Consider the following 22080-nt stretch of genomic DNA (forward strand, 5'->3'; position numbering starts at 1 on the left):
GTGCTTCTTCTGGGGCATTCCAACGTCCTCCTACGGCTCAATAGCCTACTTCAGGGAGGACCACTTTTCAGGGGGCAGACCATCTAAACCAATGCTTCGCAGAAGCTTCTGCAAGGTGTGAGAATACCGAATATGAATAAATTGCGTCAAAAAAACCATCATTGAATGGTAAACTGCCAGATGGGTCCAGCAATATTGCCTGCCCGCGCACCCTGGTTTCCTTGCAAAGCGATAAAGCTTCAGGGTCAACATCAGCAAGATACAGATTGTCTGAGCTTACGGTCTTTTGAAATAACCGAGCAATACGCCCCCACCCTACTCCAAAATCTAGAACTTTAGATTCCAGCGTAAGATGCCCAATATCGCTTACAATTTGGGCAAAGGGTATGACTTCTTCTATCGCAGCCTGTCCACTTCTGCCAACAAAACGTTCCTGTATATACGCAGGAGGAAAGCCGGGTGCTTCAGGAACAGGTTGTGATACGCTCGATTTTATCTTTTCTGCCCATTCTAACATGATATCTCCCCCAATAAAGTCATCATGGAATGAGTTTCAATGATAAAGCTCAAATTGTCTATAATTTTAAATTATCCGAGTGGCATGATTTTCTTTCAAGAAAGAAATATTTTACAACATTTAGGCCAAAAACCGTATCTTTAAAAGTATCTTCCTTGGGTCATTGTGGCGGATACATTGTAATCAGGATGTTCATATCCATCGCTGTGACTATCGCAGCAATCCAGGCGACGCGCTGCACCAGTTATCATCGCGTCGGTGTCATTTATAACAGCAGCGTCGCTGCTCTAGCGGTTTTGTGTATCCTTTTGCTTGTCCGGCAAATTGCGCAGCAAGATAATGAACGGCTGAAATGCAGCGGTCATGTTCGGCCTTCAGGATATTATCGGACATTATTGATGATGCGGTGGATGCATCCGGATCCCGAAATACGCAAAAGGAAAACATTTCTGCGGCCTGCAACGCCGCATCCATATCGACAGATCATTCGGGGTTGTCTTGGAGAAATGGTACGGTCGGTAGGAGTTGAACCTACGACCTCAGGAGCCACAATCCTGCGCTCTAACCAACTGAGCTACGACCGCATACCATATCAAACGAAGCGCATTACGCTTTCGACAGGGCGTCACATACGGAGAATCGTTCGAGATTGCAAGTGATTATAGCAGGCTTTTTGCAGAAATTGTGATTCATCACAGAAATGACGCAGTGGCTGTGAAAAATCGCAACATAATCCTTATCATGAGGCCCAAGGTGCTGCCGTGGAATTTGTACAGGAGCCGGCTTGTTGTGAAGAACCCCAGCGGCATTAACTAAGGCGAGAGAAAGTCCCGGACAAATGGGCCGAAAATATGGACCATAAGCGCCAAGAGGCTTATTAACGGGTTGTTAAGGGTTTAACACGCGGTTGGAGCAGTAAGGGCCAGCATGTCAGGATCATATCCTTTCATCGATATCGTCGCGCTGGACAGCGTCCGCGAAGGTTTTGCGCGCGGCAATGCCCAGCTTGTGCTGACACGTGATCTCAACACTGTTCTATGGGCCAATGGTGCCGGTGCCCGTCTTTTTGGCTTCGATCATGTCGATGCGATTCTGGCCAATGGCATTGATCTGACGGTCGCCGCAAGGCGTCAGATTGAACTTGCCCTGTCGCAGCCGGAACAGCAGCGCCAGCCCGTTTCCATACGCCTTGGCGCGACCCTCACCCGCATTTCGATCAGGTCGATCACGCTCAATGATGGTACCTCCGCCCTGCTGCTTGAGGCAGACGGTCAGTCGTCGGCTCTGTCCGCCGTCATCGATGGTCTCGGCGATGAAAACACCTTTGTCGCGCTGATTGATGCGACGGGTGAGATTGTTGCCGCATCCGGGGCATTTTCTTCCTTCGCGATTGCCAGAAGCACAATTGAGGATCTGATTGTCGAGGCAAGGGATGCAGTGCTGCTAAAACGACGCATCCGCGCCGGACACACCGCTTTGCCCGGTGCCATTGCGCGCATAAAGGATGATCCGGCGCTGCATATTCTTCTCGTCGTGGCTGAAAAGAGCGGCAAGGATGGCCAGCAACAGCCTGCATCCGAAGCAATACCTGCCACACCGGCCAGCAAGCCCTTTGTCTTTGACCCGGAAGCCGGCCCTGCCCGCTTTGTCTGGCGCATCAATGCCGATGGGGTCTTCAGCGAAATATCACCTGAATTTGCCATCATTGTCGGTCCGAATGCCGCCGATGTGACCGGACGGCGTTTTGTCGATGTCGCCAATGTCTTTGGCTTTGATACGGATGGCACGATTGCCGGTTTGCTGCAGCAGCGTGGCACATGGTCGGGCGTGCGGGTGTTGTGGCCGGTGGAAGGCACTAGCCTGCGTGTACCAGTTGAGCTTGCCGCCCTGCCGGTTTATTCGCGCGACCGGGATTTCATTGGCTATCGCGGGTTTGGCCTGGTGCGGCCGGCAGAAGCTGAAAATGATCCGGAACAGATTGGCCTTGCCCTTGCCGGTGGCATTCCGCAGCATCGCAAGGTTGAGGCGCCGCGCCCGGACGATGACCGTGAGGACGATACGTTGGCGCTGACACAGGAAATTGCCAATGATGATCGCCCTGTCCGAGCAGAACAGGAATCGGAAGTTGTCGTTGAACTGATCAATGCCTGCGCCCGGGAAAAGGTCGCGGCAGATGCTGAACGCCAGACAAGGCAGAAGGAACGGACACATCGCCCGGAAGGTGGCCTGACCCCAAGCGAGCGCAATGCGTTCCGCGAGATTGCAGAACGCCTGCGCAGGCAGGGTCTGGCAGGCACGGAACAGGAGAAACCACCCTTTTCCGATACATTTCCGGCCGGGGAAGCGCCGGCATCAGCCGACTTCACGGATGAGGTGAAGGATGAGGCGGAAGATATAAGCCTGCTTGCGCATTTGCCGGTTCCGGTCATCATCCATTCGGGCGGCGTGGTGCATTATGTCAACCAGGCCTTTCTGGATCTGTCCGGCTATGCTTCGATTGAAGACATTGAGGCCATTGGCAGCATTGACGCCCTGTTTAACAGCGAGCCGGATGACAGCGGCAGCTCACCGGGCATGGTTCTGCGTTGTGCCGATGGCAGCGAACAGATTGTCGATGCGCATTTGAATGCCGTGCCATGGCGCGGTGGCCGCGCCCTTATGCTGAGCCTGTTGCAGCAGGCAGCCGAGCCTGATGCGGCAGCAGCGGAAAGGGAAGAGGCTGCTGCAAAGGATGAAGCACTCTCGGCCCTTCAGGCCGCCATTGATGAACTGGAAACCATTCTTGATACGGCCACCGACGGTATTGTCCTGATCGATTCGCAAGGCCGTATCCGTTCGATGAACAATTCGGCTGCTGCCTTGTTTGGCTATGAGCGCGCAGATACGGAAGGCAAATATTTTGCCATGCTGTTTGCCGCCGAAAGCCAGCGCATTGCGATGGATTATCTGCACAGCCTGTCGGGCAATGGCGTGCTCAGCGTGCTCAATGATGGCCGCGAAGTGATTGGCCGTGAGGCCAAGGGCGGCCATATTCCGCTGTTCATGACCATCGGCAAGCTGCCGCAATCGGGCGGCTATTGTGCGGTTCTGCGCGACATCACCCACTGGAAGCGTACGGAAGAAGAGCTGACCAATGCACGCAAGGCAGCCGAACGGGCTTCGAGCCAGAAGACCGATTTTCTCGCCCGCATCAGCCATGAAATCCGCACGCCGCTGAACGCCATCATTGGTTTTTCCGAACTGATGGCGGATGAAAAATTCGGCCCCATCGGTAATGAGCGTTACAAGGATTATCTGCGCGACATCAACCGTTCCGGCAATCATGTCCTGGCGCTGGTCAATGACCTGCTCGATATTTCCAAGATCGAGGCAGGCGGGCTGGATATGCAGTTCGAGGCGGTGTCGCTGAATGATGCCATTGCCGAGGCAATTGCGCTGATGCAGCCGCAGGCCAATCGTGAACGCGTCATCATCCGCTCAAGCTTCCAGTCGAACCTGCCTGATATTGTGGCGGATGCGCGTTCCATCAAGCAGGTTGCGTTGAACCTGCTGTCGAATGCCGTCCGCTTTACCCCGCCCGGTGGTCAGGTCATCATCTCGACCAGCTACGAACTCAATGGCGATGTTGCCTTGCGCGTACGCGATACGGGTATTGGCATGACCAGGGCGGAAATCGAACAGGCCATGAAGCCGTTCCAGCAGGTCAATGCCGCGCAGAGCCGCGTGGCCGACAATGCACGCGACTGGCGCAATGAAGGCACCGGCCTTGGCCTGCCGCTCACCAAGGCCATGGTTGAGGCAAACCGCGCCCATTTCACGATTGATTCCATTCCGGGCCGTGGCACCGTGGTTGAAGTGATCTTTCCCCCGACGCGGGTTCTTGCCGGCTGAAACGCCCATGAAATTGGCGTAAGGACGGCATTGCAGCCGTCTTTTTACGCGATTTTTAATATCTGTTTGTAATATTTGCCTGATTTTGCTTATTTACTGGTCGATGGCTTTCTGATTGCTGTCCGGACTAAAGCTGTTCCAGGACAGGTGGGAACTGGTTTGCCACCCGGGAACTGCTGAAGAACAAAGACGATTGGATGCTTTATGCATTGGCCGAGACTTGCGCGTATTGTGATCGCGTTTGCCATTTTCTGCGCTGCCGGCGCCGCAACCCTGCTGGCGATTGCGCCATTTATTGTCTCCACCGATGCCATCCGCATCCGCGTGGCACAGGAAATCAGCGCCTGGACGGGCTATAGCGTCTCGCTGCAAGAGGCTCCCCGGCTCAAGGTTTTCCCTGTCCTGAGTGCCTCTCTCAAGGGGGTGACGCTCAGTAAGATGAGTGTGCATGGCGAACTGCCCTTCATGCGTGCCGATCAGATCGAGGTCGAGCTTTCGCCCTTTGACGCGCTGATGGGGCATATTTCCTTCACTGAAACCCATATCATCCGGCCACGTTTCAATCTGAACGGGCCTGTGGTCAGTTTCAATGAATTGCTGGACGCGCTTGCCAATTCGAATGGACGGCTTGGCACCGCCATTCGCGCGCAGCGCGAACTGATCGTGAATGGCGATGGCAACCAGTCTGCCGCCGGTCAGGCGGCAGAGCGCGTGTCGCAACCCTTTGGCCGGGTTGTCGTGCGCGATGGCACGATTTTCTTTGGTGCTTCAGAGGACAAGGACGCCGGGGAAAAGGATGCGGCCGACAGAAACGAGGAAATCACCGGCATAAATCTGACGCTTGACTGGCCGCTTACCACAAGTGCTGCCACGCTGAAGGGCAAGGCCGTCTGGCGCGGCGAGGAAACGCAGATCGACATTACCGCCGCACAAGCCCTGCAACTGCTGGCTGGCGGCATGTCGGATCTCACCGCCAACCTGAATTCCAGCCTGTTGAGCCTTACCTTTCAGGGCAAGGGCAATATTTCGAAGGATCAGATATTTGAAGGCAATGTGTCGGCACGGACGTCGTCACTCAATACGGCGCTGCGCTGGCTCAATCTTCCTGCCATCATGGGCAATCATGAGTTCGGCAATGTCAATCTGGCCTCCAATATCAATGCCACGCGCCGGCGCATCAAATTTGCCGATGTCAACATGACCGCCGATGGCAGCCAGGCAAAGGGCGTGCTTGAACTCATGCTGGAAAATGCCCAGCCGGCACTTACCGGTACGCTTGCCTTTGAAAGGCTGGATCTGCGCAAGCTGTTTTCCGTCTTCGTGCCCCTGCCGGAGGATCGCGCGCTTTCGCCGAATGAGCGCGGGGAAGCCATGCAGGACGAGATTGACATGTCGGTCATCGACCGGGCGGAGGTTGATCTGCGGCTTTCGGCGCAAAATGCCTCTGCCGGCCCGATCAGCCTCACCGATCTTGCCGCGACGGTGCAGATACGCGGTGGTCGCGCGATTTTCGACATTGGCGATGCCAAGGCCTTTACCGGCACGCTGCAGACCAATGTGCAGATCGTGCGCGACCTGAAAAGCGCCAATGGTGAGCTGCGCTTTACGGCCAGCGATATTGACAGCGCCGCCTTTTTAAGGGCGCTTGGCGTGAAACAGCCCTTCATCAGCGGCAAGGGTAATATTTCCCTGTTCATGAAGGGGCCGGTGCATCGCTGGTCGACACTTCTGACCAATGCTGTCGGCAATGTGCGGGTGGAATTGCGCAATGGTCAGATGCAAGGCTTCAATCTGCAGGATTTTCTGGCCAGGGCGCAAAGCGAACGCTTCTTTGCCCTGACACGCAAGGACAATGTGTCGCTCGCCTTTACCCGGCTTGATCTGAAGGCCAATCTGGTTGACGGTGTTGCAACGCTGGAAAGTGCCCGGCTGGAGACGCCGGAAGCAACGCTCAACCTTGCCGGCATCGTGCCCTTTGTGGACCGCAGTCTGGCGTTGAGCGGCGAGGTCATCTTCCCCTCGCCCCGACAGGCAGAATCGCAAGATGCGCCAGGGCAGCCGGACAATATGGCCGCGCCAGCCATGCCTGCACCCGTAAAACCGTCCCTGAATTTTTTCGTCGGCGGTTCGTGGGATCGCCCGTTCATTTCACCGGCAACAATAGGCAACGAGCCGTAAACCTGCCCGGTACATTGCGCTTCTGTCCAATCTTCGCCGGTGATCCCGGGTCGTTCGGATGCCTGTTTGCGTAACAGGCAGACATGGTCATCCGCCCATTCGGAATGCCGCCTGTTCGTCGCGCATGCGCTGCACTTTACGACGCTTGTTGATCACGGAGGCGATGATGACACCTGTGGTAACCAGCGCAATCAGGATGGTACAGATGGCGTTGATTTCCGGCGTAACACCACGACGCATCTGGCTGTAGATCTTCATCGGCAGAGTGCTGGCGCTTGGACCGGAGGTGAAGCTTGCGATCACGAGATCATCAAGCGACAGGGTGAAGGCCAGCATCCAGCCCGAAATGACCGCTGGCATGATGACCGGCAGCGTGACCTTCATGAAGGTCGTCACGGGCGGCGCGCCAAGATCCATCGCCGCTTCTTCCAGCGAACGGTCAAAGCTCAACAGACGCGACTGCACCACAACCGCGACAAAACACATGGTGAAGGTCATGTGGGCAATGACAATGGTCCAGAAACCGCGGTCGAAATTCATCGCAACAAACAGAAGCAGCAGCGACAGGCCGGTAATGACATCCGGCATGACCAGCGGCGCATAGACCATGCCGGAAAACAGGATGCGGCCACGAAACCGCGTATAGCGGGTAAGCGCCAAGGCAGCCAGGGTGCCAAGCACGGTGGCAACCGTTGCCGAAAGAAAGGCAATGCGCAACGTGATCCAGGCTGCTGCCATCAGCGATTCATTGTTGAGCAAGCCACGATACCATTTGGTCGAAAAGCCAGCCCAGACAGTGACAAGCTGGGATTCATTAAAGGAAAAGATCACCAGAATGACGATCGGCAGATAAAGAAAGGCAAAGCCCAGCACCACCGAGACAATATTGAAGCGTGACCAACCGCCCTGCATGGCCTAGCCCTCCTTTTCCTGCTGGCGCGCCTGCGCCTGCTGGAAGACGACAATCGGGATGATCAGGATGACGAGCAGCACCACGGCAACGGCCGAGGCAACCGGCCAGTCGCGATTGGAGAAGAATTCGTTCCAGATCGTCTTGCCGATCATCAGCGTTTCCGAACCGCCCAGAACGTCAGGTATGACGAATTCGCCGATCGCCGGAATGAAGACCAGAAAACATCCGGCCACCACGCCCGGCAGCGACAGCGGGAAGGTGATTTTCCAGAAGGCGGACAAGGGCGTGCAGCCGAGATCCTGTGCGGCCTCGATCAGCGAATAATCCATCTTTTCCAGCGACGAATAGATCGGCAGCACCATGAATGGCAGATAGGAATAGACAATGCCTATATAGACCGCCGTATCCGTGTTGAGGATTGTCAGCGGTGAATCGATGACATGCAGCGTCATCAGAAACTGGTTGAGCAGACCTTCCGGCTTCAGGATGCCGATCCAGGCATAGACGCGGATCAGAAATGATGTCCAGAATGGCAGGATCACCAGCATGAGCAGGCTTGGCCGGATCGTCTTTGGCGCGCGTGCAATGCCATAGGCCATAGGATAGGCCACAAGCAGTGTCAGCACCGTTGAAATGGCGGCAATGCGTACGCTCGACAGATAGGCCAGATAATAAAGCGGATCGTCCAGCAGCCAGAAATAATTGTCGAAGGAAAGCCCGTGGATCTTGGCCCAGACCGCAGCAAAGCCTTCGGAAAGATCAAAGCTCGGCGTATATGGCGGAATGGCCATCGTCACCTGAGACAGTGAAATCTTGAAGACGATGAAAAAGGGAATGAGAAAAAACACCAGCAGCCACAGATAGGGGATCGCTATCACAAGGCGTCTGGTAATGGCTGCGACCAGCTTCTGCATGAATGCCTCCTTAGGCCGTCAGCACCAGACCGGCATCGGTATCAAAGGATACCCATACGCGTTCATCATAGGTGAGCGGATTTTCCGTGCGGCGCGAAGCATTCAGGCTTGCGGCCTTGATCGTGTGCCCATTGGCAAGGCGAACATGGAACACCGTCATGTCGCCGAAATAGGCAATATCCCACAATTCGCCCTCGACCGCGTTGACGGCGGCATTTTCCGGCTTTTCGCGGCTGATGCGGGTTTTTTCCGGCCGCACCGCAAACCAGACCTTCTGGCCTTGCTGCAGCTTTTCCTGTGTTTCGGTGCGAATGGTGAAATCATAGGTTTCGGCTGCGATTTCCGCTTCGCCGGAACCTGCCTTCACCACTTCGCCCTCAATCATGTTCACATTGCCGATGAAGTCTGCAACGAATTTCGAGCGCGGCGCTTCATAGACTTCGGCAGGCGTTGCAACCTGCATGATGCGCCCCTTGTCCATCAGCGCAATGCGGTCGGCCATGGTCATGGCTTCTTCCTGATCATGCGTGACGATGATGAAGGTCAGGCCAAGTTTGACCTGCAGGTCCATCAGTTCAAACTGGGTCTCCTCGCGCAGCTTCTTGTCCAGCGCACCTAGTGGCTCATCGAGCAGCAGCACTTTCGGCCGCTTGGCCACCGCACGTGCGAGTGCCACGCGCTGGCGCTGGCCGCCAGACAGCTGATGCGGCTTGCGCTTGCCATATTTTTCCAGCTTGACCAGTTTCAGCATCTCGGCCACGCGCGCATCGATCTCCGATTTCGCCATGCCGTCCTGCTTCAGGCCAAAGGCAATATTGCTTTCCACCGTCATATGCGGAAACAACGCATAGGACTGGAACATCATATTGACCGGACGCTTGTAGGGCGGAATGCCGCGCAGATCCTGACCATCCAGCATGATGCGTCCGGAGGTGGGCTCCTCAAAGCCTGCCAGCATGCGCAGAAGCGTTGACTTGCCACAGCCGGAAGCCCCCAGCAGCGCAAAGAATTCGCGGTGAAACACATTGAGCGAAAGATTGTCGACCGCGGTAAAATCACCAAAGACTTTCGTCACATTTTCAAAGGAGATAAACGGTTTTGCCGTCGGATCATTCCATGGTGCAAATTTGCGACGGAAACTGCCAAATGATTCCATTTTATCCCCCAGGCGAGATGCTGCTTCGCATAAATGATGCGGTTGCTGCGCATCCGGTTCATGCGGTCTTGTACGTATTGAGCGGCCCATTGCAAAATGCATGAGCCGCTCCAATCATCCGCCTGCCTTGCGCAGACGGATCATGTGTTCGACCGGGCCTGTTATTGCCCGGTGACGATCTTCGTCCAGACGCGGGTTGCAACGCGCTGGGTCTTGGCGTCGTAAGGGGTCGGAACGAAGAGCTTTTCCATGACCTCTTCCGTCGGATAGATTTCCGGATCATCGAGAATTTCCTTGTCGATGAACTCCTGCGATGCCTTGTTGCCATTGGCATAGAACACATAGTTCGTCGCCTTGGCCGCCACTTCCGGGCGCATCATGTAGTTCATGAATTCCAGTGCTTCCGGAACGTGCTTGGCATCGGCCGGAATTGCCATCTGGTCAAACCACATCATCGCGCCTTCCTTCGGGATGGAATAGCCGATCTCAACGCCCTGATCGGCCTTTTCGGCGCGATCAGCGGCCTGGAAAATGTCACCCGAATAGCCGACCGCCATGCAGATATCGCCATTGGCGAGTGCATTGATATATTCCGAGGAGTGGAACTTGCGGATATTTGGACGAACCTTGAGGTAAAGTTCCTGCGCCTTTTCCAGATCGGCCGGCGACGGCGAATTCGGATCAAGACCAAGATAGTTCAGCGCCGGGCGCAGCATTTCGCTGGCTGAATCAAGCACGTAAATGCCGCAATCCTTGAGCTTTGCCGATTTTTCCGGGTCGAACAGAACATCCCAGGAGTCGATCTCGTCGGTACCAAGCGCAGCCTTGACCTTTTCCTTGTTATAGCCAATGCCTGTGGTGCCCCACATATAGTTGATCGAATATTCGTTGCCCGGATCGTAGGTTGCCGCGCGCTTGGAGATTTCATCCCACATATTCTTCAGGTTCGGCAGCTTTTCCTTGTCGAGCTTCAGGAAAACACCGGCCGGGATCTGGCGTCCCAGAAATTCGCCCGACGGCACCACGAGGTCATAGCCGCTGCCACCAGCCAGAAGCTTGGTTTCCAGGATTTCGTTGGAATCATAGACGTCATAGACAACCTTGATCCCGGTCTCCTTGGTAAAGTCTTTCAGGATCGAATCGTCGATATAATCCGACCAGTTGTAGATATTGACCACCCGTTCCTCCGCGGTTGCGGTCGCGGTGGCTGTTGCGGCGACTCCGGCAATGACTGTCGTGGCCAGAAGAAAGGACTTGATCCCCATCATTTTCTCCATTCTGCACTGACCTTGCGGGTGCAGTTCAAAGGTGGCTTTACTGTGTTTATTGCTCACCTTTTTAGATTGCGACTGTTTCGTCAACTGCTGGATTGAGTATCGAACACAAAAATATTTTTGCTTACCCTTTTTACTGGAAATCAAAGACCGAAAGACCCGCCACCATTTCGTCCAGCCCCAGCGGTCGGGTAAGCGGCGGTTCGGCGCGTGTAATGCAGCCCTTGCGCTCGCAAAGCCGGCAGGCTGGGCCAATGGCCATGTTTCCGGCGCGCGAAAGCGATGCGCCATAGATCGTCTCCTGCCCGGCCTCAAGCGCAGTCCCAAGCAGAATGGCAGTGCGGCGCGGACGCTCATTGAAGGCGCCCTGCGGCCCTTCCAGCGTGCGCGCAAGCACCAGAAAACTTGTACCATCGGGCAGTGCCACCGCCTCGGCAATGAGCTGCCCGGTCTGGGCAAAGGCGGCATAAACGGGTAGTTTCGGGCACTGTCCGCCAAAGCGGGTGGGAAAGCCTTCTGCTCCCGCCATGCGCAGACGGTTGCCCGCATGGTCGATTTCCATGAGGAAGAAGGGAATTGCCGCAGCCCCCGGTTTCTGCAGCGTGGTCAGGCGGTTTGCCGCCTGCTGGAACGAAACGCCAAAGCGCGAGCGCAACACATCCAGATCATAACGCATGCGCACGGCTGTATCGCGAAATGCGCGATAGGGCATCATCAGCGCATGGGCCGCATAACGGGCAAGCTCAAAACGCGCAATGCGCCTCGCCTCGCTGGTCGATAGTTTCAGCGCCTGTGTTTCGGCGCCGATCGCCACCTGCATGCGGATCAGTGCAGCTTCCATGGCGATTTCTTCGAGTTGATCAAAGGGCGAAAGCCGCTCGGAAATGAACAGTCGCTGCGAATGCCGGTCATAGCGCCGCCGCCAGTCGGGCATGGTTGCAACCGGCAGGGTGCGCACCGAAATGCCATGTTCCCGCCGCAGCCAGTCCTTCAGCGCAATGGCGAGATCGCCGTCGGCTTTCAGGATATGAAGGAAACTTTCTGCCTCCTCCTCGATGCGCTCATAATAATTCGCGCGCCGCGCCATGACATCACGCACTTCATCAAGCGGCAGGCGCGCAGCTGATAATTGCGCCTCCCTGCCCTCATGCGCCAGTAATTGTGACAGGTCTGACAGGCGCTTTTGCTGTTCACGATAGGCGCGGTAAAGTTTTACAATGCCCATGGCCGCATTGGGTGCTGCCTCGCCAATCTCGACCAGTTCCTGATCGCCCGGCAATTCGCCGGATAGAAGCGGATCGGAAAACACTTCCTTCAGGCCGCCAACCGTGGCACCGCTTTCCGATTGCAGACTGTCGAGATCAAGCTTGTAGACGCTGGCAAGACGCAGCAGCAATTGCACGGTCAAGGGGCGCTGATTGCGCTCGATCAGATTGAGATAGGATGGCGAAATGCCAAGCGCCTCAGCCATTGCTGTCTGTGTCAGGCCGCGCTCATTGCGGATACGCCTGATGCGGGGGCCTGCAAAGATCTTGCGTTCACTCACCCTGTTTGCCTCGTCATTTTTACAATTCGTGACAAGATACGCGCAATTGGACATATTGACAAGATTTACAATTTTACAAGGCGAGTCTGTCAAAACAGCTACAGCATGACCACAATTTTGCGGCGGTTTTTCTGAATTTTATCGCAGTGTCGCGGCTCCTGTTGTAAATATGGTCACAACACGGAGGCCGGATGGCTGTTCATCGTCGGCACGGAATGTTGAAATTTTTACATGGGGTTTCAGGCGCAGGATCAAGCCGTCTGATCTGACAGGAGGAAGTGTTATGAACTCACCAGCGCGCGTCAAGGAACGGGCAGAAGAACAGTCATCGAGCATGAATGCCGAACAGCAGAATGCAATCCGCATGCTCGCCAATGATCTGCATCGCCTGAATTACAGCGTCATGAAGGCAGTCGATGCCGGCGTGTCGGTGGAGCTGGTCCGTTCGGCGCGCCACCACGGCGGTGACGGCAATTGGGGCGACCTTCTGATCCCGGTCATCGTGACACATGACAAATAAGCGACAGGCGCCGGCAGCGGCGCCTGTTTCATGTTTGGTTTCGTTCTGAAAGACGGTTGGCTGTGCCCGTTTGGGCTGAAGCAATGGTCGCCTCCTGTCCGCTCTCTTGTGGGCTGGTTCGTGTCAGGCAGGCCGCAATCATTGACCATCGACACCTCCAGTCGCGCTTCCCTGTGTGCCGGCGCAATATCCTGTCTGCCAGATGGCGGCGCAATCGCCGTCCGGCCTGGACAGGGAGGCGATTTGTGTGGGAACACTGTTCTGCTCCCAAATAGGCAACCTCTTTGCGAAAGCCTTTTGCAGAAGCTTCAGGCGGCTTGACTTTCTTTGCGCTGCTTTTTTGCACGGGGCATGCTGAGCCTTTGTCATCATGGTATTTCCAGCGCAATGCAGACTTTTCCGGCGTATCAATAAATATTTTTTATTAAAAATCGTATAAAATTAAAACAACTGTAATCTTGTTCATGATGTGGCAATATTATTCAAATAACAATAACAATATTGTTACAGTCTATACAACTTGTTGGGGTACATATTAGCTGGAAAAACAATTATTTTTACTGGCGCAGAATGACTGCGTTGATAGTGTATTGAAAAAATGCATTCGTACTGTTGATAACGTAAAGGATTTGTGGATGAAAAAAGCAATTGTTGCACTTCTGGTTTCCATGACTGTGGCCAATCTTACCATGGGCAGTGCTCTGGCAGCTACACCACGAGTGACGCACAATAAACCGCTGATTGATATTGGCGATTTTGGCATCGATGTATGCTTCAGGATTCCATTTGTTGGCCAAGTCTGTGTCTGATCTTAAAGACTTATTCCAATCAGATTAGGTTTGACTTGAGCCCCGCTTCCGCGGGGCTTTTTTTTAAATTGGCTGGCAATTGGCGGTCTGTGACACATCTTTAAACAACAGGCAGGTTTTCTTCTGCCTGAAGTATAATTTTTTCATAAGTCGCCGCTTCCGCATGCAAATAAAGCTGTCATCGCAGCTTCAGTCCATTTGTCTTTGTCTGCGGACAGGGCTATCATGGATTCATACGCAATCATTTTTTGGTGCTGGATGTCAGCTGATACGCCTGAAAAGAAAGTTACCCGCGCTCCGCGTCGTCGCACGCCCGCTTATGTCAAATCGCTCCGTGGCGTGAAGAACTGGAAACAGGCCACAGAATGGCTTGCCTGGCGTGACATTGAAGACATTGAATGTATCACGCCGGATCAGGCTGGCGTTGCGCGCGGCAAGATGATGCCGTCGAAGAAATTCACGTCAAACACCTCGCTGGCCCTGCCAGGGGCAGTGTTCATGACGACGATTTCTGGCGACTATCCTGAGGATGGGCATGGCTTCCACTATCCGGAAAACGATGGTGATCTACGCCTGCTGCCCGACCTTTCAACGCTTTCAGCCGTGCCGTGGGAGACTGATCCGACGGCGCAGGTGATCTGCGATCTCGTCTATCAGGATGGGCGGGCGGTGGAATTTACCCCGCGCAATGTGCTGCGCAATGTGGTTGCGGCCTATAGCAAGCGCGGGCTGAAGCCGGTCGTCGCCCCCGAAATCGAATTCTACCTGGTGCGCAAGAATCCTGACCCGGACTATCCGCTGGTGCCGCCGGTTGGCCGGTCTGGCCGCGCCATTGGCGGCGGTCAGGGCTATTCGATCGCCGGTGTCAACGAATTCGACGAACTGATTGATGACATTTATCATTTCTCGGAATGTCAGGGGCTGGAAATAGATACGCTCATCCATGAGGAAGGGGCCGGCCAGCTTGAAATCAATCTGCGCCATGGCGATCCGGTCGAGCTTGCCGATCAGGTTTTCCTGTTCAAGCGCACCATCCGCGAGGCTGCCCTCAAGCATGATATGTATGCCACCTTCATGGCCAAGCCCATTCAGGGCCAGCCGGGATCGGCCATGCATATTCATCAGTCGATCGTGGACAAGAAGACGGGCCGCAATATTTTCACCAATGAGGATGGCAGCGAAAGCGAAGCCTTCCGTCATTTTATCGGCGGCATGCAGAAACATGTGCCCAATGCGCTGGTGATGTTTGCGCCCTATGTCAATTCTTACCGCCGCCTGACGCCGGATGCCTCCGCGCCGGTCAATGTCAAATGGGGCTATGACAATCGTACCACCGCTTTCCGTGTGCCGCGTTCCGATCCAAGTTCGCGGCGCGTGGAAAACCGCATCCCCTCCTCCGATGCCAATCCATATCTGGCATTGGCAGCCTCCCTTGCCTGTGGCCTGATTGGCCTGATCAACAAGATCGAAGCCGATCAGCCTGCCGCAACCAGCGTCAACACCAAGGAGGTGGATCTGCCGCGCGGCCTGATCGATGCAGTGGAACTGTTTGAAAACGACGAGGAATTACGCGCCATGTTTGGTGACTCCTTCGTCACCACCTATGCCGCAATCAAGCGCGCGGAATTTGAAACTTTCATGGAAGTTATCAGCCCGTGGGAGCGTGAGTTCCTGCTGCTTAATGTCTGACGGGTTCATCATGCCCTATCAAAGCCCGATTTCGCCCGGTTTCTCCTGGTATGAGGCAAGTGTTGCCGATCGTCCAACCTATCCGGAGCTGGACGGTTCCAGGCCGGCCGATGTCGTCATCATTGGCGGCGGCTATACGGGTCTGTCGGCCGCCTACCATCTGGCCAGTCAGGGGGCGGACGTCATTCTGCTGGAAGCGGCTCGGCTTGGCGACGGCGCATCCGGCCGCAATGGCGGACAGTTCGGCACGGGCCAGCGCAGCTGGGCAGAGGATCTGGAAAGCCAGTATGGTTTTGAACGCGCCAAGGCGCTGTTTGAACTGGCGGAGGAAGCCAAGGCACATCTCATCGCCTTTGCCGAACAGCATCAGATCGACATGGAATACATGCCGGGGCAGATCTCGGTTGCGCACAAGCCGCGTTATCTGAAGGATTATCAGCGCCATGTCGAGCTGATGAACACCCGCTTCGGCTACAAGCATCTGCGTTTCATCGACAGGGCGGAAGCAATCGAACTGGTGGGAACTGAGCGCTATTATGGCGGTACTTATGATGGCGGCACTGGCCATATTCATCCGCTGAAACTGCTGATTGGTCTGGGTAAAGCGGCCAAGGCGGCAGGGGCTGCGATTTACGAAAACAGCAAGGCCACGAAAATCAGCACGGCAAGCGGGCGCATCGAGGTCGAGACGGCTCAGGGCACGATCACCGCGCGCCACGCGCTGATTGCGGTCAATGCCTATGGCGGCAATCTTGAGGCAACCAGTGCCGCCCATGTCATGCCGATCCGCTCATTCATTGGCGCAACCGTGCCATTGGACGACGACAGTCGGGTCATTCCGGGCGGTGAGTCGGTGGACGATTCCCGCTTTGTCGTGCGCTATTTCCGGCGCAGCAAGGATGGGCGTCTGCTCTTTGGCGGACGCGAAGCCTATACAGCCGACAATCCGCGCGATATCACCATCCATATCCGCCGCCAGATTGCGGAAATCTATCCGGAACTTGCCAATATCGAAATCACCCATGCCTGGGGCGGTTCGGTCGGCATCACCATGCCGCGCCAGCCTTTTGTGCGCGAGGTCATGCCCGGCGTGATTGCCGCTGGCGGCTATTCCGGCCATGGCGTGATGCTGGCCAATTATATGGGCCGGCTTTATGCCGATGCGGTTGCAGGCAAGCGCGACAAGCTGAAGCTGTTTGAGGAATTGCGCATCCCGGCTTTTCCCGGCGGGCGCACGTTCCGCGCGCCGCTGCTTTTTCTTGCGCTGTCATGGTATGCGCTGATGGATCGCATCTGAGGCAATTGCCGCATCTTAACCAATTGTTCGATAAAGTGAAATATTATCATTCCGGGTAAGTTGCCCGGATTGGTGGGCCATCTGATCCATGTGATCGGTCTGGCGTTCCAACCCTTTGATTTCACGCGCATATTGCCGAAATGCTGCATGCTTTCCGGCTGGCGCTTTGTTAGGCGTAATCAGGCGATGAGCGAGCTCGAAAAGCGCAGTCAGGCTAGTGAGTGGAAGCCCCTGCTCTCCTATGCCCGTGTGTCTGGCCGTTCTGAAAAGCCTGAACCATTTGGTCCGGAGCCATTTTCTGCTCGCTCGCAGTCCCGGCCAAAAGCGCAACAGGAAGCAAGGCCCGCTGTCTCAATCGTGCCGCCCTGGGTGCCGGTGACGGAGGAGAAGCCGGGTGAGACGCAGCCGTCACAGTCTGCGCCGGAAGTCAAGCCGGAACAGGCAGTGGCGGAGCCCGCGCCCCGGACAGGCAGGAAGGCTTTCAGGCACCGTTTTTTTGCGCGTAAGAGGCCGGCTTTCCGGCTGCGCGCGCATGATCATACGTCTTGCAAGATCGTGCTTGCCGCCACGCTTCTCGGCGGCATTGCTGCTGCGCTCCATGCGCTTTTTCTGCCGCAACCGATCACGGCAACGGCCGAGCTCTATATCGGCCCGCGGCTTGAAAAGACGAAACCAGCCATTGATCTCAAAATCCTCACCCAAAGCCCTGAGCGCATGATCCTGTCGGATGAGGTGCTCAACAAGGTGGCGGCCGCAACCGGACTGGCACGCGATGCGGAATTCAACGCAGCCATGCGGCAGAGCGGATTAGCCGGCCTGTTGCAACCGGGTGAAAAAAGCGGAAAGCCGCAGGATCTGGTCGGCAGTCTGCGCGGCCATGTTGATGTCCGGCCTGCGACAGACGGAGATCATTACCGGCTTGATGTCACGACCCGCACCGGCCTGAAATCGGTCGAGATTGCCAATGCCATAGGCACGATCCTGCGTCACGAGGTCGAGGCGGCACAGCTTCAGACAAAGCAGATGCGCCTGGAGGCCATTGCCGAAAAGCAGGCGGCATTGCTGAAAGAAGTCGAAGCGGCAGAAAAGGCCCTGGCCGATTATCGCGCGACACATGGCATTGAGGGCGGCAAGACGGAGAATGTGCTTGGCGTCAATGAGATTGCGCTCGCCAAACAGCAGAATGTGAACGCTGATCTGCGCGACAGGCTGCAAATGCTTGTCGGGGCAACGGCGGCTGCAGTCGTGGCGGGAGAAGTGCCGGATTCTGCCCTGTCAGACGCGTTGATCGAATTGCGCCGGCGCTATGGCGAAGCGCGTGCGCAACTGAACCGCCTGTCAACCGAACATATGCCCACGGACAAGGTGGTGATTGAGGCGCAAGCCGCAGTCAGCAGTCTTGGCAGTGCCATCAATGCCGAGCTTGTGCGCCTGCGCAGCGCCCTGCAGGTGGAGCTAGCCCGCGCCCAGGAGCGGGAACAACAGCTTGCCGCACAGATCGAGCAGGACAAGGCGCAGGAACAGAACCGCACGGCTGATCGCGTCGCCTTGCAGGTGCTGGAGGATAATGCCGCGCAAAAGCGGGCGGCCTATCGCGCCTTTTTGCAGGAAGCGCAACAACAGACCGCCGCACTCAATGCGGCGGATATCGAAGTCATGATGGTGGAACAGGCAAGCATTGCCGCAGGCGAAAGGACAGATCAGCGCCTGATCATCATGCTGGGCGGGCTGTTTCTTGGCTTGCTGCTTGGCATATTGCTGGCGATCCTGCGCATCATCGCAAGATCGCGGCGATAAGTTAGCCTGTTATGATCAGGCAATCTTGCGCACGGTCGTGGCAATTCTGGCTGTCCTGCGTCCGCTTGCGCGCAAGATTCCGGTTGCTCCATCAAGGTGTCCGGGCTTCAGCTCCAGTGCGAGAAAACGGTGCTTTTCATAAGGGCCGGGCATGGAAAGAGCGCCGGTCTTTTCGTCTGAAAAGCCGAAGCGCTGATAATATTCCGGGTCGCCAACAAGCAGGATTGCGCCATGGCCAAGCCGGCCTGCTTCGGCAATGGCGTGCCGCATCAGCGCAGCGCCGATGCCCTTGCCAGAGACCCTGCTGTCGACGGCAAGCGGCCCCAGAAGCAGGGCGTCGACAGAGGCTGCCTGCACATGCCATAGCCGCACCGTGCCGATGAGCGCGCCATCCGCATCAAGGGCTGCAAATACCAGGCCTTCAGCCGGCAGACGCCCACGCCGCAGCTTTTCAGACGACTTGCGCCGGCGCCCCTCCCCCATGGCGCGGTCAAGCAGCGCCTCTCGTGCCGGCACATGCTCGCTTCGTTCGGCAACAATGGCAAAGCCGCCTGCGGCAAGGCCGGTCATGTCGGTCTGATGGTCAAGGATTGCGTTCATCGCGTTGATCCCGGCGCGAAGCGATGCGCGAGCGGCTCGCGCAGCTTCGATCAAATGTTGGGTTCATTCAGGCTCAAGCCAATGCCTGTCTGGTGCCGGCTGCACCAGACAGTGTTCACAGGTCTGGCAGGTACAGGTGATCAGATGACGTAGGCGCGCAGCGGCTCGAAACCGTTGAATGCCACCGACGCATAGGTCGTGGTATAGGCGCCGGTGCCTTCGATGAGAATTTCATCGCCGATGGTCAGCGAAACCGGCAACGGATAAGGCGTCTTTTCATACATCACATCCGCGCTGTCGCATGTCGGACCGGCCAGAACGCAAGGTTCGGTTTCGCCACCATCATGCGGAGTGACAATCTGATAGCGGATCGCCTCATCCATGGTTTCGGCAAGGCCGCCGAATTTGCCAATGTCGAGATAGACCCATCGCACATTGTCATTGTCGGCCTTTTTCGACACCAGAACCACTTCCGTCTTGATCACGCCGGCATTGCCGACCATGCCGCGGCCCGGCTCAATGATGGTTTCCGGAATGCGGTTGCCGAAGTGTTTGGACAGCGCATCAAAGATCGCCATGCCATAGGCCTGCGCGGTCGGCACATCCTTGAGATAACGGGTCGGGAAACCGCCGCCCATATTGACCATGCGCAGCAGGATGCCCTCTTCCGCAAGGCTGCGGAAGACCTGTGCCGCATCGCCAAGTGCGCGATCCCAGGCAGTCAGATCCGTCTGCTGGGAGCCCACATGGAACGATACGCCATAGGCATCAAGGCCAAGCTGCTTGGCATGACGCAGCACATCGACAGCCATGGCAGGAACGCAGCCGAACTTGCGCGACAGCGGCCATTCAGCACCTGCGCCATCGGTGAGCACGCGGCAGAAGACGCGGCTGCCCGGGGCAGCGCGTGCGATCTTTTCCACTTCCTCAACGCAATCAACAGCATAAAGGCGAATGCCCAGTTCATAGGCGCGCGCAATATCGCGTTCCTTCTTGATGGTATTGCCATAGGAAATGCGGTCGGGCGTTGCCCCTGCATCGAGCGCCATTTCGATTTCGGCAACCGATGCCGTATCAAAGCACGAACCAAGCGAGGTCAGCAGACGCAGGATTTCCGGTGCAGGATTGGCTTTCACCGCATAGAAAATGCGCGAATAAGGCAGGGCCTTTTCAAAGCTCAGATAATTTTCGCGCACGACATCCGTGTCAACGACAAGGCAAGGTCCATCCGGACGTCGGGTGTTGAGAAAATCGATGATACGCTGCGTTGCCATGGTCGTTCTCCCATGCGGCTTATCTCCTGCCGCTTTTGAAAGGGACAAAGTGAGCATAAGCAGACCCGTCGTGAATCCAGCCTTTGGAGGCACTGAAATCACGCGAATACTCATGCGGCGAAGGAACAACGCTGGTTAAAGCATTGGTCCGCTTTGTCTGCCTTGGCTTGGATTTGGAGAAAACCGCATCCGCACTACCGGCAATGAAGGTGTGCCTCTTCAGTAATCCCGGCTTTTGGACAGCCGGAAGACACCAGAAAGGCCCGCACCGTCGTTGCTTCAAGATGTCCTCGATCTGCTGGTTGGCCATCAGATCGACTGGAGCGGTTAGGTCCAGGTACCGTACCGATTTCCTCACCATTCGAGGTTCGGCGGACACCCACAGGCACGTGCGACTTTGGGCAGGAGGAATATAAGCGCAAATGCCTGTCCGTTCAACGACAATATTGCGCAGGGAATAATTATTTTCACGCAGGCTGCTGCATTTGCTTTCTTGTTATTGTTCATCAAAAATGACACAATCCTGCAAAGAGCCGTTTCGATCTTGACCTGCCATGCAAGTTGATGTCATGGGTTGTGAACAATGGTTAACGTTTTCTTCTTTCCATCCCTGCAGTTGCGGGATGTCTTTCATGAAGAGGCAATGGGCAGGCAGGGCCTGACCAGGACGGAATCGGGATCAAGCCGGCAGTGATGACGGCTTATGCCATCGAATCATTCCGTCGTGCGGCGGATCCGCATCTTTCAACTGAAATACAGGTCTTAATCCATGGACACACTCACCCGTATGCGCGCCTATATTGATGTGGTCGAGGCCGAGGGTTTTTCAGCCGCAGCACGCAAGATTGGCCGTTCAAAGGCACTTCTTTCCAAGTATGTCCGTGAACTGGAGGATGAGCTGGGCGCGCGCCTGCTCAACCGCACCACGCGACAATTTTCGCTTACTGAGGCCGGGCGCACCTATTACCACCGTGCGGTCGAAATCATCCGCGAGATCGACGCCCTGCAGGATGCCGTCAGTGAAAGCAGTTCGGATGCGCGTGGCCGCATCAAGATCACCGCGCCGCGCACCTTTGCCGATGCCGTCATCGGGCAATCGCTGATTGATTTCTGTCTGGCGCATCCGGAAATCGTGCTGGATGTGCGCCTCGATGACCGTTTTGTCGATCTGGTGGAGGAAGGCTTTGACGTGGCAATCCGCATCACGCGCTTGCAGGATTCATCGCTGATTGCCAAGCGCCTTGCGCCTTTCCATTCTAATCTGTGCGGCGCGCCGGAGCTGATTGCCCGTGTCGGCAAGCCAGATACGCCGGAAGAGCTTGCCGGCAAGCCCTGTCTGATCGACACCAACAGCCGCACCCGCAACAACTGGATTTTCCGCAACAGCGATGGCTCCATCATGACGGTTGGCGTCAGCGGGCCGATTGAGGTCAACAGCCCGGTTGCCATCAAGCATGCAGCCCTTGCCGGCCTTGGCTTCTGCATGTTGCCAAGCTTCATTGCCGAGGACGAAATCAAACGCGGCAAGCTGGTTTCCTGCCTTGATGAATATATGCCGAAAGATGGCGGCATATATGCCGTCTATCCCCATCGCCGCTATCTGCCAGCGAAAATCAGGGTTTTTGTGGATTTCTTGGCGGCCTGGTTCAAGGAATGTGAAAAATCGACAGCCGCCTGACGCTTGTCGAAATTTTGCCTGGCTTTA

16 protein-coding genes and 1 tRNA gene are annotated in these 22080 nt (G+C 56.0%); 8 read left to right on the forward strand and 9 right to left on the reverse strand.

Translation table 11 applies throughout. The features are described 5' to 3' along the window. Nucleotides 1-67 precede the first annotated feature (67 nt). Nucleotides 68-517 (reverse strand): class I SAM-dependent methyltransferase, encoded by a 450-nt coding sequence (locus ACFO1V_RS04605; RefSeq protein ID WP_374831436.1) that lies wholly within the window; start codon nt 515-517, stop codon nt 68-70. 507 nt (nt 518-1024) lie between these two features. Then, nucleotides 1025-1101 (reverse strand) — tRNA-His (locus ACFO1V_RS04610). Between the two features lie 343 nt (nt 1102-1444). Here ACFO1V_RS04610 and ACFO1V_RS04615 point away from each other — a divergent pair. Both ACFO1V_RS04615 and ACFO1V_RS04620 read left to right on the forward strand, forming a co-directional pair. After that, the gene (locus ACFO1V_RS04615; RefSeq protein ID WP_374831434.1) at nt 1445-4408 is read left to right on the forward strand and encodes a PAS domain S-box protein; all 2964 of its coding nucleotides are present in this window, start codon (nt 1445-1447) and stop codon (nt 4406-4408) included. Between the two features lie 204 nt (nt 4409-4612). After that, complete coding sequence (locus ACFO1V_RS04620) at nt 4613-6586, forward strand: AsmA family protein (protein ID WP_374831432.1); 1974 nt, start codon at nt 4613-4615, stop codon at nt 6584-6586. 87 nt (nt 6587-6673) lie between these two features. Here ACFO1V_RS04620 and ACFO1V_RS04625 read toward each other — a convergent pair whose 3' ends face one another. From ACFO1V_RS04625 to ACFO1V_RS04645, 5 genes are all read right to left on the reverse strand, one after another. After that, nucleotides 6674-7498, reverse strand: coding sequence for an ABC transporter permease (locus tag ACFO1V_RS04625; RefSeq protein WP_374831430.1), 825 nt, complete (start codon nt 7496-7498; stop codon nt 6674-6676). A gap of 3 nt (nt 7499-7501) precedes the next feature. Then, entirely contained in the window at nt 7502-8413 is a 912-nt protein-coding gene (locus ACFO1V_RS04630) for an ABC transporter permease subunit (RefSeq protein ID WP_374831428.1), read from the reverse strand. Nucleotides 8414-8423: 10 nt separating this feature from the next. After that, nucleotides 8424-9569 carry an ABC transporter ATP-binding protein gene (locus ACFO1V_RS04635; protein ID WP_374831426.1) on the reverse strand — a complete coding sequence of 382 codons (1146 nt, stop codon included), beginning with the start codon at nt 9567-9569 and terminating at the stop codon, nt 8424-8426. Between the two features lie 161 nt (nt 9570-9730). Then, complete coding sequence (locus ACFO1V_RS04640; protein ID WP_374831424.1) at nt 9731-10834, reverse strand: polyamine ABC transporter substrate-binding protein; 1104 nt, start codon at nt 10832-10834, stop codon at nt 9731-9733. A gap of 142 nt (nt 10835-10976) precedes the next feature. Next, nucleotides 10977-12389, reverse strand: coding sequence for a helix-turn-helix domain-containing protein (locus ACFO1V_RS04645; protein WP_374831422.1), 1413 nt, complete (start codon nt 12387-12389; stop codon nt 10977-10979). 283 nt (nt 12390-12672) lie between these two features. On the opposite strand from ACFO1V_RS04645, the gene ACFO1V_RS04650 reads away from it, so the two are divergent. From ACFO1V_RS04650 to ACFO1V_RS04670, 5 genes are all read left to right on the forward strand, one after another. Beyond that, complete coding sequence (locus ACFO1V_RS04650) at nt 12673-12909, forward strand: SMc00767 family acetate metabolism repressor (RefSeq protein ID WP_374831420.1); 237 nt, start codon at nt 12673-12675, stop codon at nt 12907-12909. Between the two features lie 635 nt (nt 12910-13544). Then, nucleotides 13545-13718, forward strand: a complete 174-nt coding sequence (locus tag ACFO1V_RS04655; RefSeq protein ID WP_374831418.1) for a hypothetical protein — start codon at nt 13545-13547, stop codon at nt 13716-13718. A gap of 258 nt (nt 13719-13976) precedes the next feature. Further along, entirely contained in the window at nt 13977-15407 is a 1431-nt protein-coding gene (locus ACFO1V_RS04660; RefSeq protein ID WP_374831416.1) for a glutamine synthetase family protein, read from the forward strand. 10 nt (nt 15408-15417) lie between these two features. Further along, on the forward strand, nt 15418-16704 hold the full coding sequence (locus ACFO1V_RS04665; protein WP_374831446.1) for an NAD(P)/FAD-dependent oxidoreductase: 1287 nt from the start codon (nt 15418-15420) through the stop codon (nt 16702-16704). A 186-nt stretch (nt 16705-16890) separates the two neighbouring features. Beyond that, entirely contained in the window at nt 16891-18501 is a 1611-nt protein-coding gene (locus ACFO1V_RS04670; protein WP_374831414.1) for a GumC domain-containing protein, read from the forward strand. Between the two features lie 15 nt (nt 18502-18516). On the opposite strand, the gene ACFO1V_RS04675 is transcribed toward ACFO1V_RS04670, so the two are convergent. After that, entirely contained in the window at nt 18517-19101 is a 585-nt protein-coding gene (locus tag ACFO1V_RS04675; RefSeq protein ID WP_374831412.1) for a GNAT family N-acetyltransferase, read from the reverse strand. A gap of 140 nt (nt 19102-19241) precedes the next feature. Further along, nucleotides 19242-20375: an ornithine/lysine decarboxylase gene (gene odc2, locus ACFO1V_RS04680; RefSeq protein ID WP_374831410.1), complete on the reverse strand. Its 1134-nt coding sequence runs from the start codon at nt 20373-20375 to the stop codon at nt 19242-19244. A 769-nt stretch (nt 20376-21144) separates the two neighbouring features. On the opposite strand from odc2, the gene ACFO1V_RS04685 reads away from it, so the two are divergent. After that, complete coding sequence (locus ACFO1V_RS04685; RefSeq protein WP_374831408.1) at nt 21145-22053, forward strand: LysR family transcriptional regulator; 909 nt, start codon at nt 21145-21147, stop codon at nt 22051-22053. The last annotated feature ends 27 nt before the right edge of the window (nt 22054-22080 follow it).

This window comes from Daeguia caeni, from assembly GCF_042653845.1.
Lineage (GTDB): Bacteria > Pseudomonadota > Alphaproteobacteria > Rhizobiales > Rhizobiaceae > Brucella > Brucella caeni.

Excerpts from the sequence above, each read along its gene's own strand:
- ACFO1V_RS04635 (WP_374831426.1), bottom strand. The coding sequence starts at position 9,569 with ATGGAATCATTTGGCAGTTTCCGTCGCAAATTTGCACCATGGAATGAT.
- ACFO1V_RS04640 (WP_374831424.1), bottom strand. The coding sequence starts at position 10,834 with ATGGGGATCAAGTCCTTTCTTCTGGCCACGACAGTCATTGCCGGAGTC.
- ACFO1V_RS04665 (WP_374831446.1), top strand. The coding sequence starts at position 15,418 with ATGCCCTATCAAAGCCCGATTTCGCCCGGTTTCTCCTGGTATGAGGCA.
- odc2 (WP_374831410.1), bottom strand. The coding sequence starts at position 20,375 with ATGGCAACGCAGCGTATCATCGATTTTCTCAACACCCGACGTCCGGAT.
- ACFO1V_RS04670 (WP_374831414.1), top strand. The coding sequence starts at position 16,891 with ATGAGCGAGCTCGAAAAGCGCAGTCAGGCTAGTGAGTGGAAGCCCCTG.
- ACFO1V_RS04660 (WP_374831416.1), top strand. The coding sequence starts at position 13,977 with ATGTCAGCTGATACGCCTGAAAAGAAAGTTACCCGCGCTCCGCGTCGT.
- ACFO1V_RS04655 (WP_374831418.1), top strand. The coding sequence starts at position 13,545 with ATGAAAAAAGCAATTGTTGCACTTCTGGTTTCCATGACTGTGGCCAAT.
- ACFO1V_RS04685 (WP_374831408.1), top strand. The coding sequence starts at position 21,145 with ATGGACACACTCACCCGTATGCGCGCCTATATTGATGTGGTCGAGGCC.
- ACFO1V_RS04625 (WP_374831430.1), bottom strand. The coding sequence starts at position 7,498 with ATGCAGGGCGGTTGGTCACGCTTCAATATTGTCTCGGTGGTGCTGGGC.
- ACFO1V_RS04675 (WP_374831412.1), bottom strand. The coding sequence starts at position 19,101 with ATGAACGCAATCCTTGACCATCAGACCGACATGACCGGCCTTGCCGCA.
- ACFO1V_RS04620 (WP_374831432.1), top strand. The coding sequence starts at position 4,613 with ATGCATTGGCCGAGACTTGCGCGTATTGTGATCGCGTTTGCCATTTTC.
- ACFO1V_RS04650 (WP_374831420.1), top strand. The coding sequence starts at position 12,673 with ATGAACTCACCAGCGCGCGTCAAGGAACGGGCAGAAGAACAGTCATCG.
- ACFO1V_RS04630 (WP_374831428.1), bottom strand. The coding sequence starts at position 8,413 with ATGCAGAAGCTGGTCGCAGCCATTACCAGACGCCTTGTGATAGCGATC.
- ACFO1V_RS04615 (WP_374831434.1), top strand. The coding sequence starts at position 1,445 with ATGTCAGGATCATATCCTTTCATCGATATCGTCGCGCTGGACAGCGTC.
- ACFO1V_RS04605 (WP_374831436.1), bottom strand. The coding sequence starts at position 517 with ATGTTAGAATGGGCAGAAAAGATAAAATCGAGCGTATCACAACCTGTT.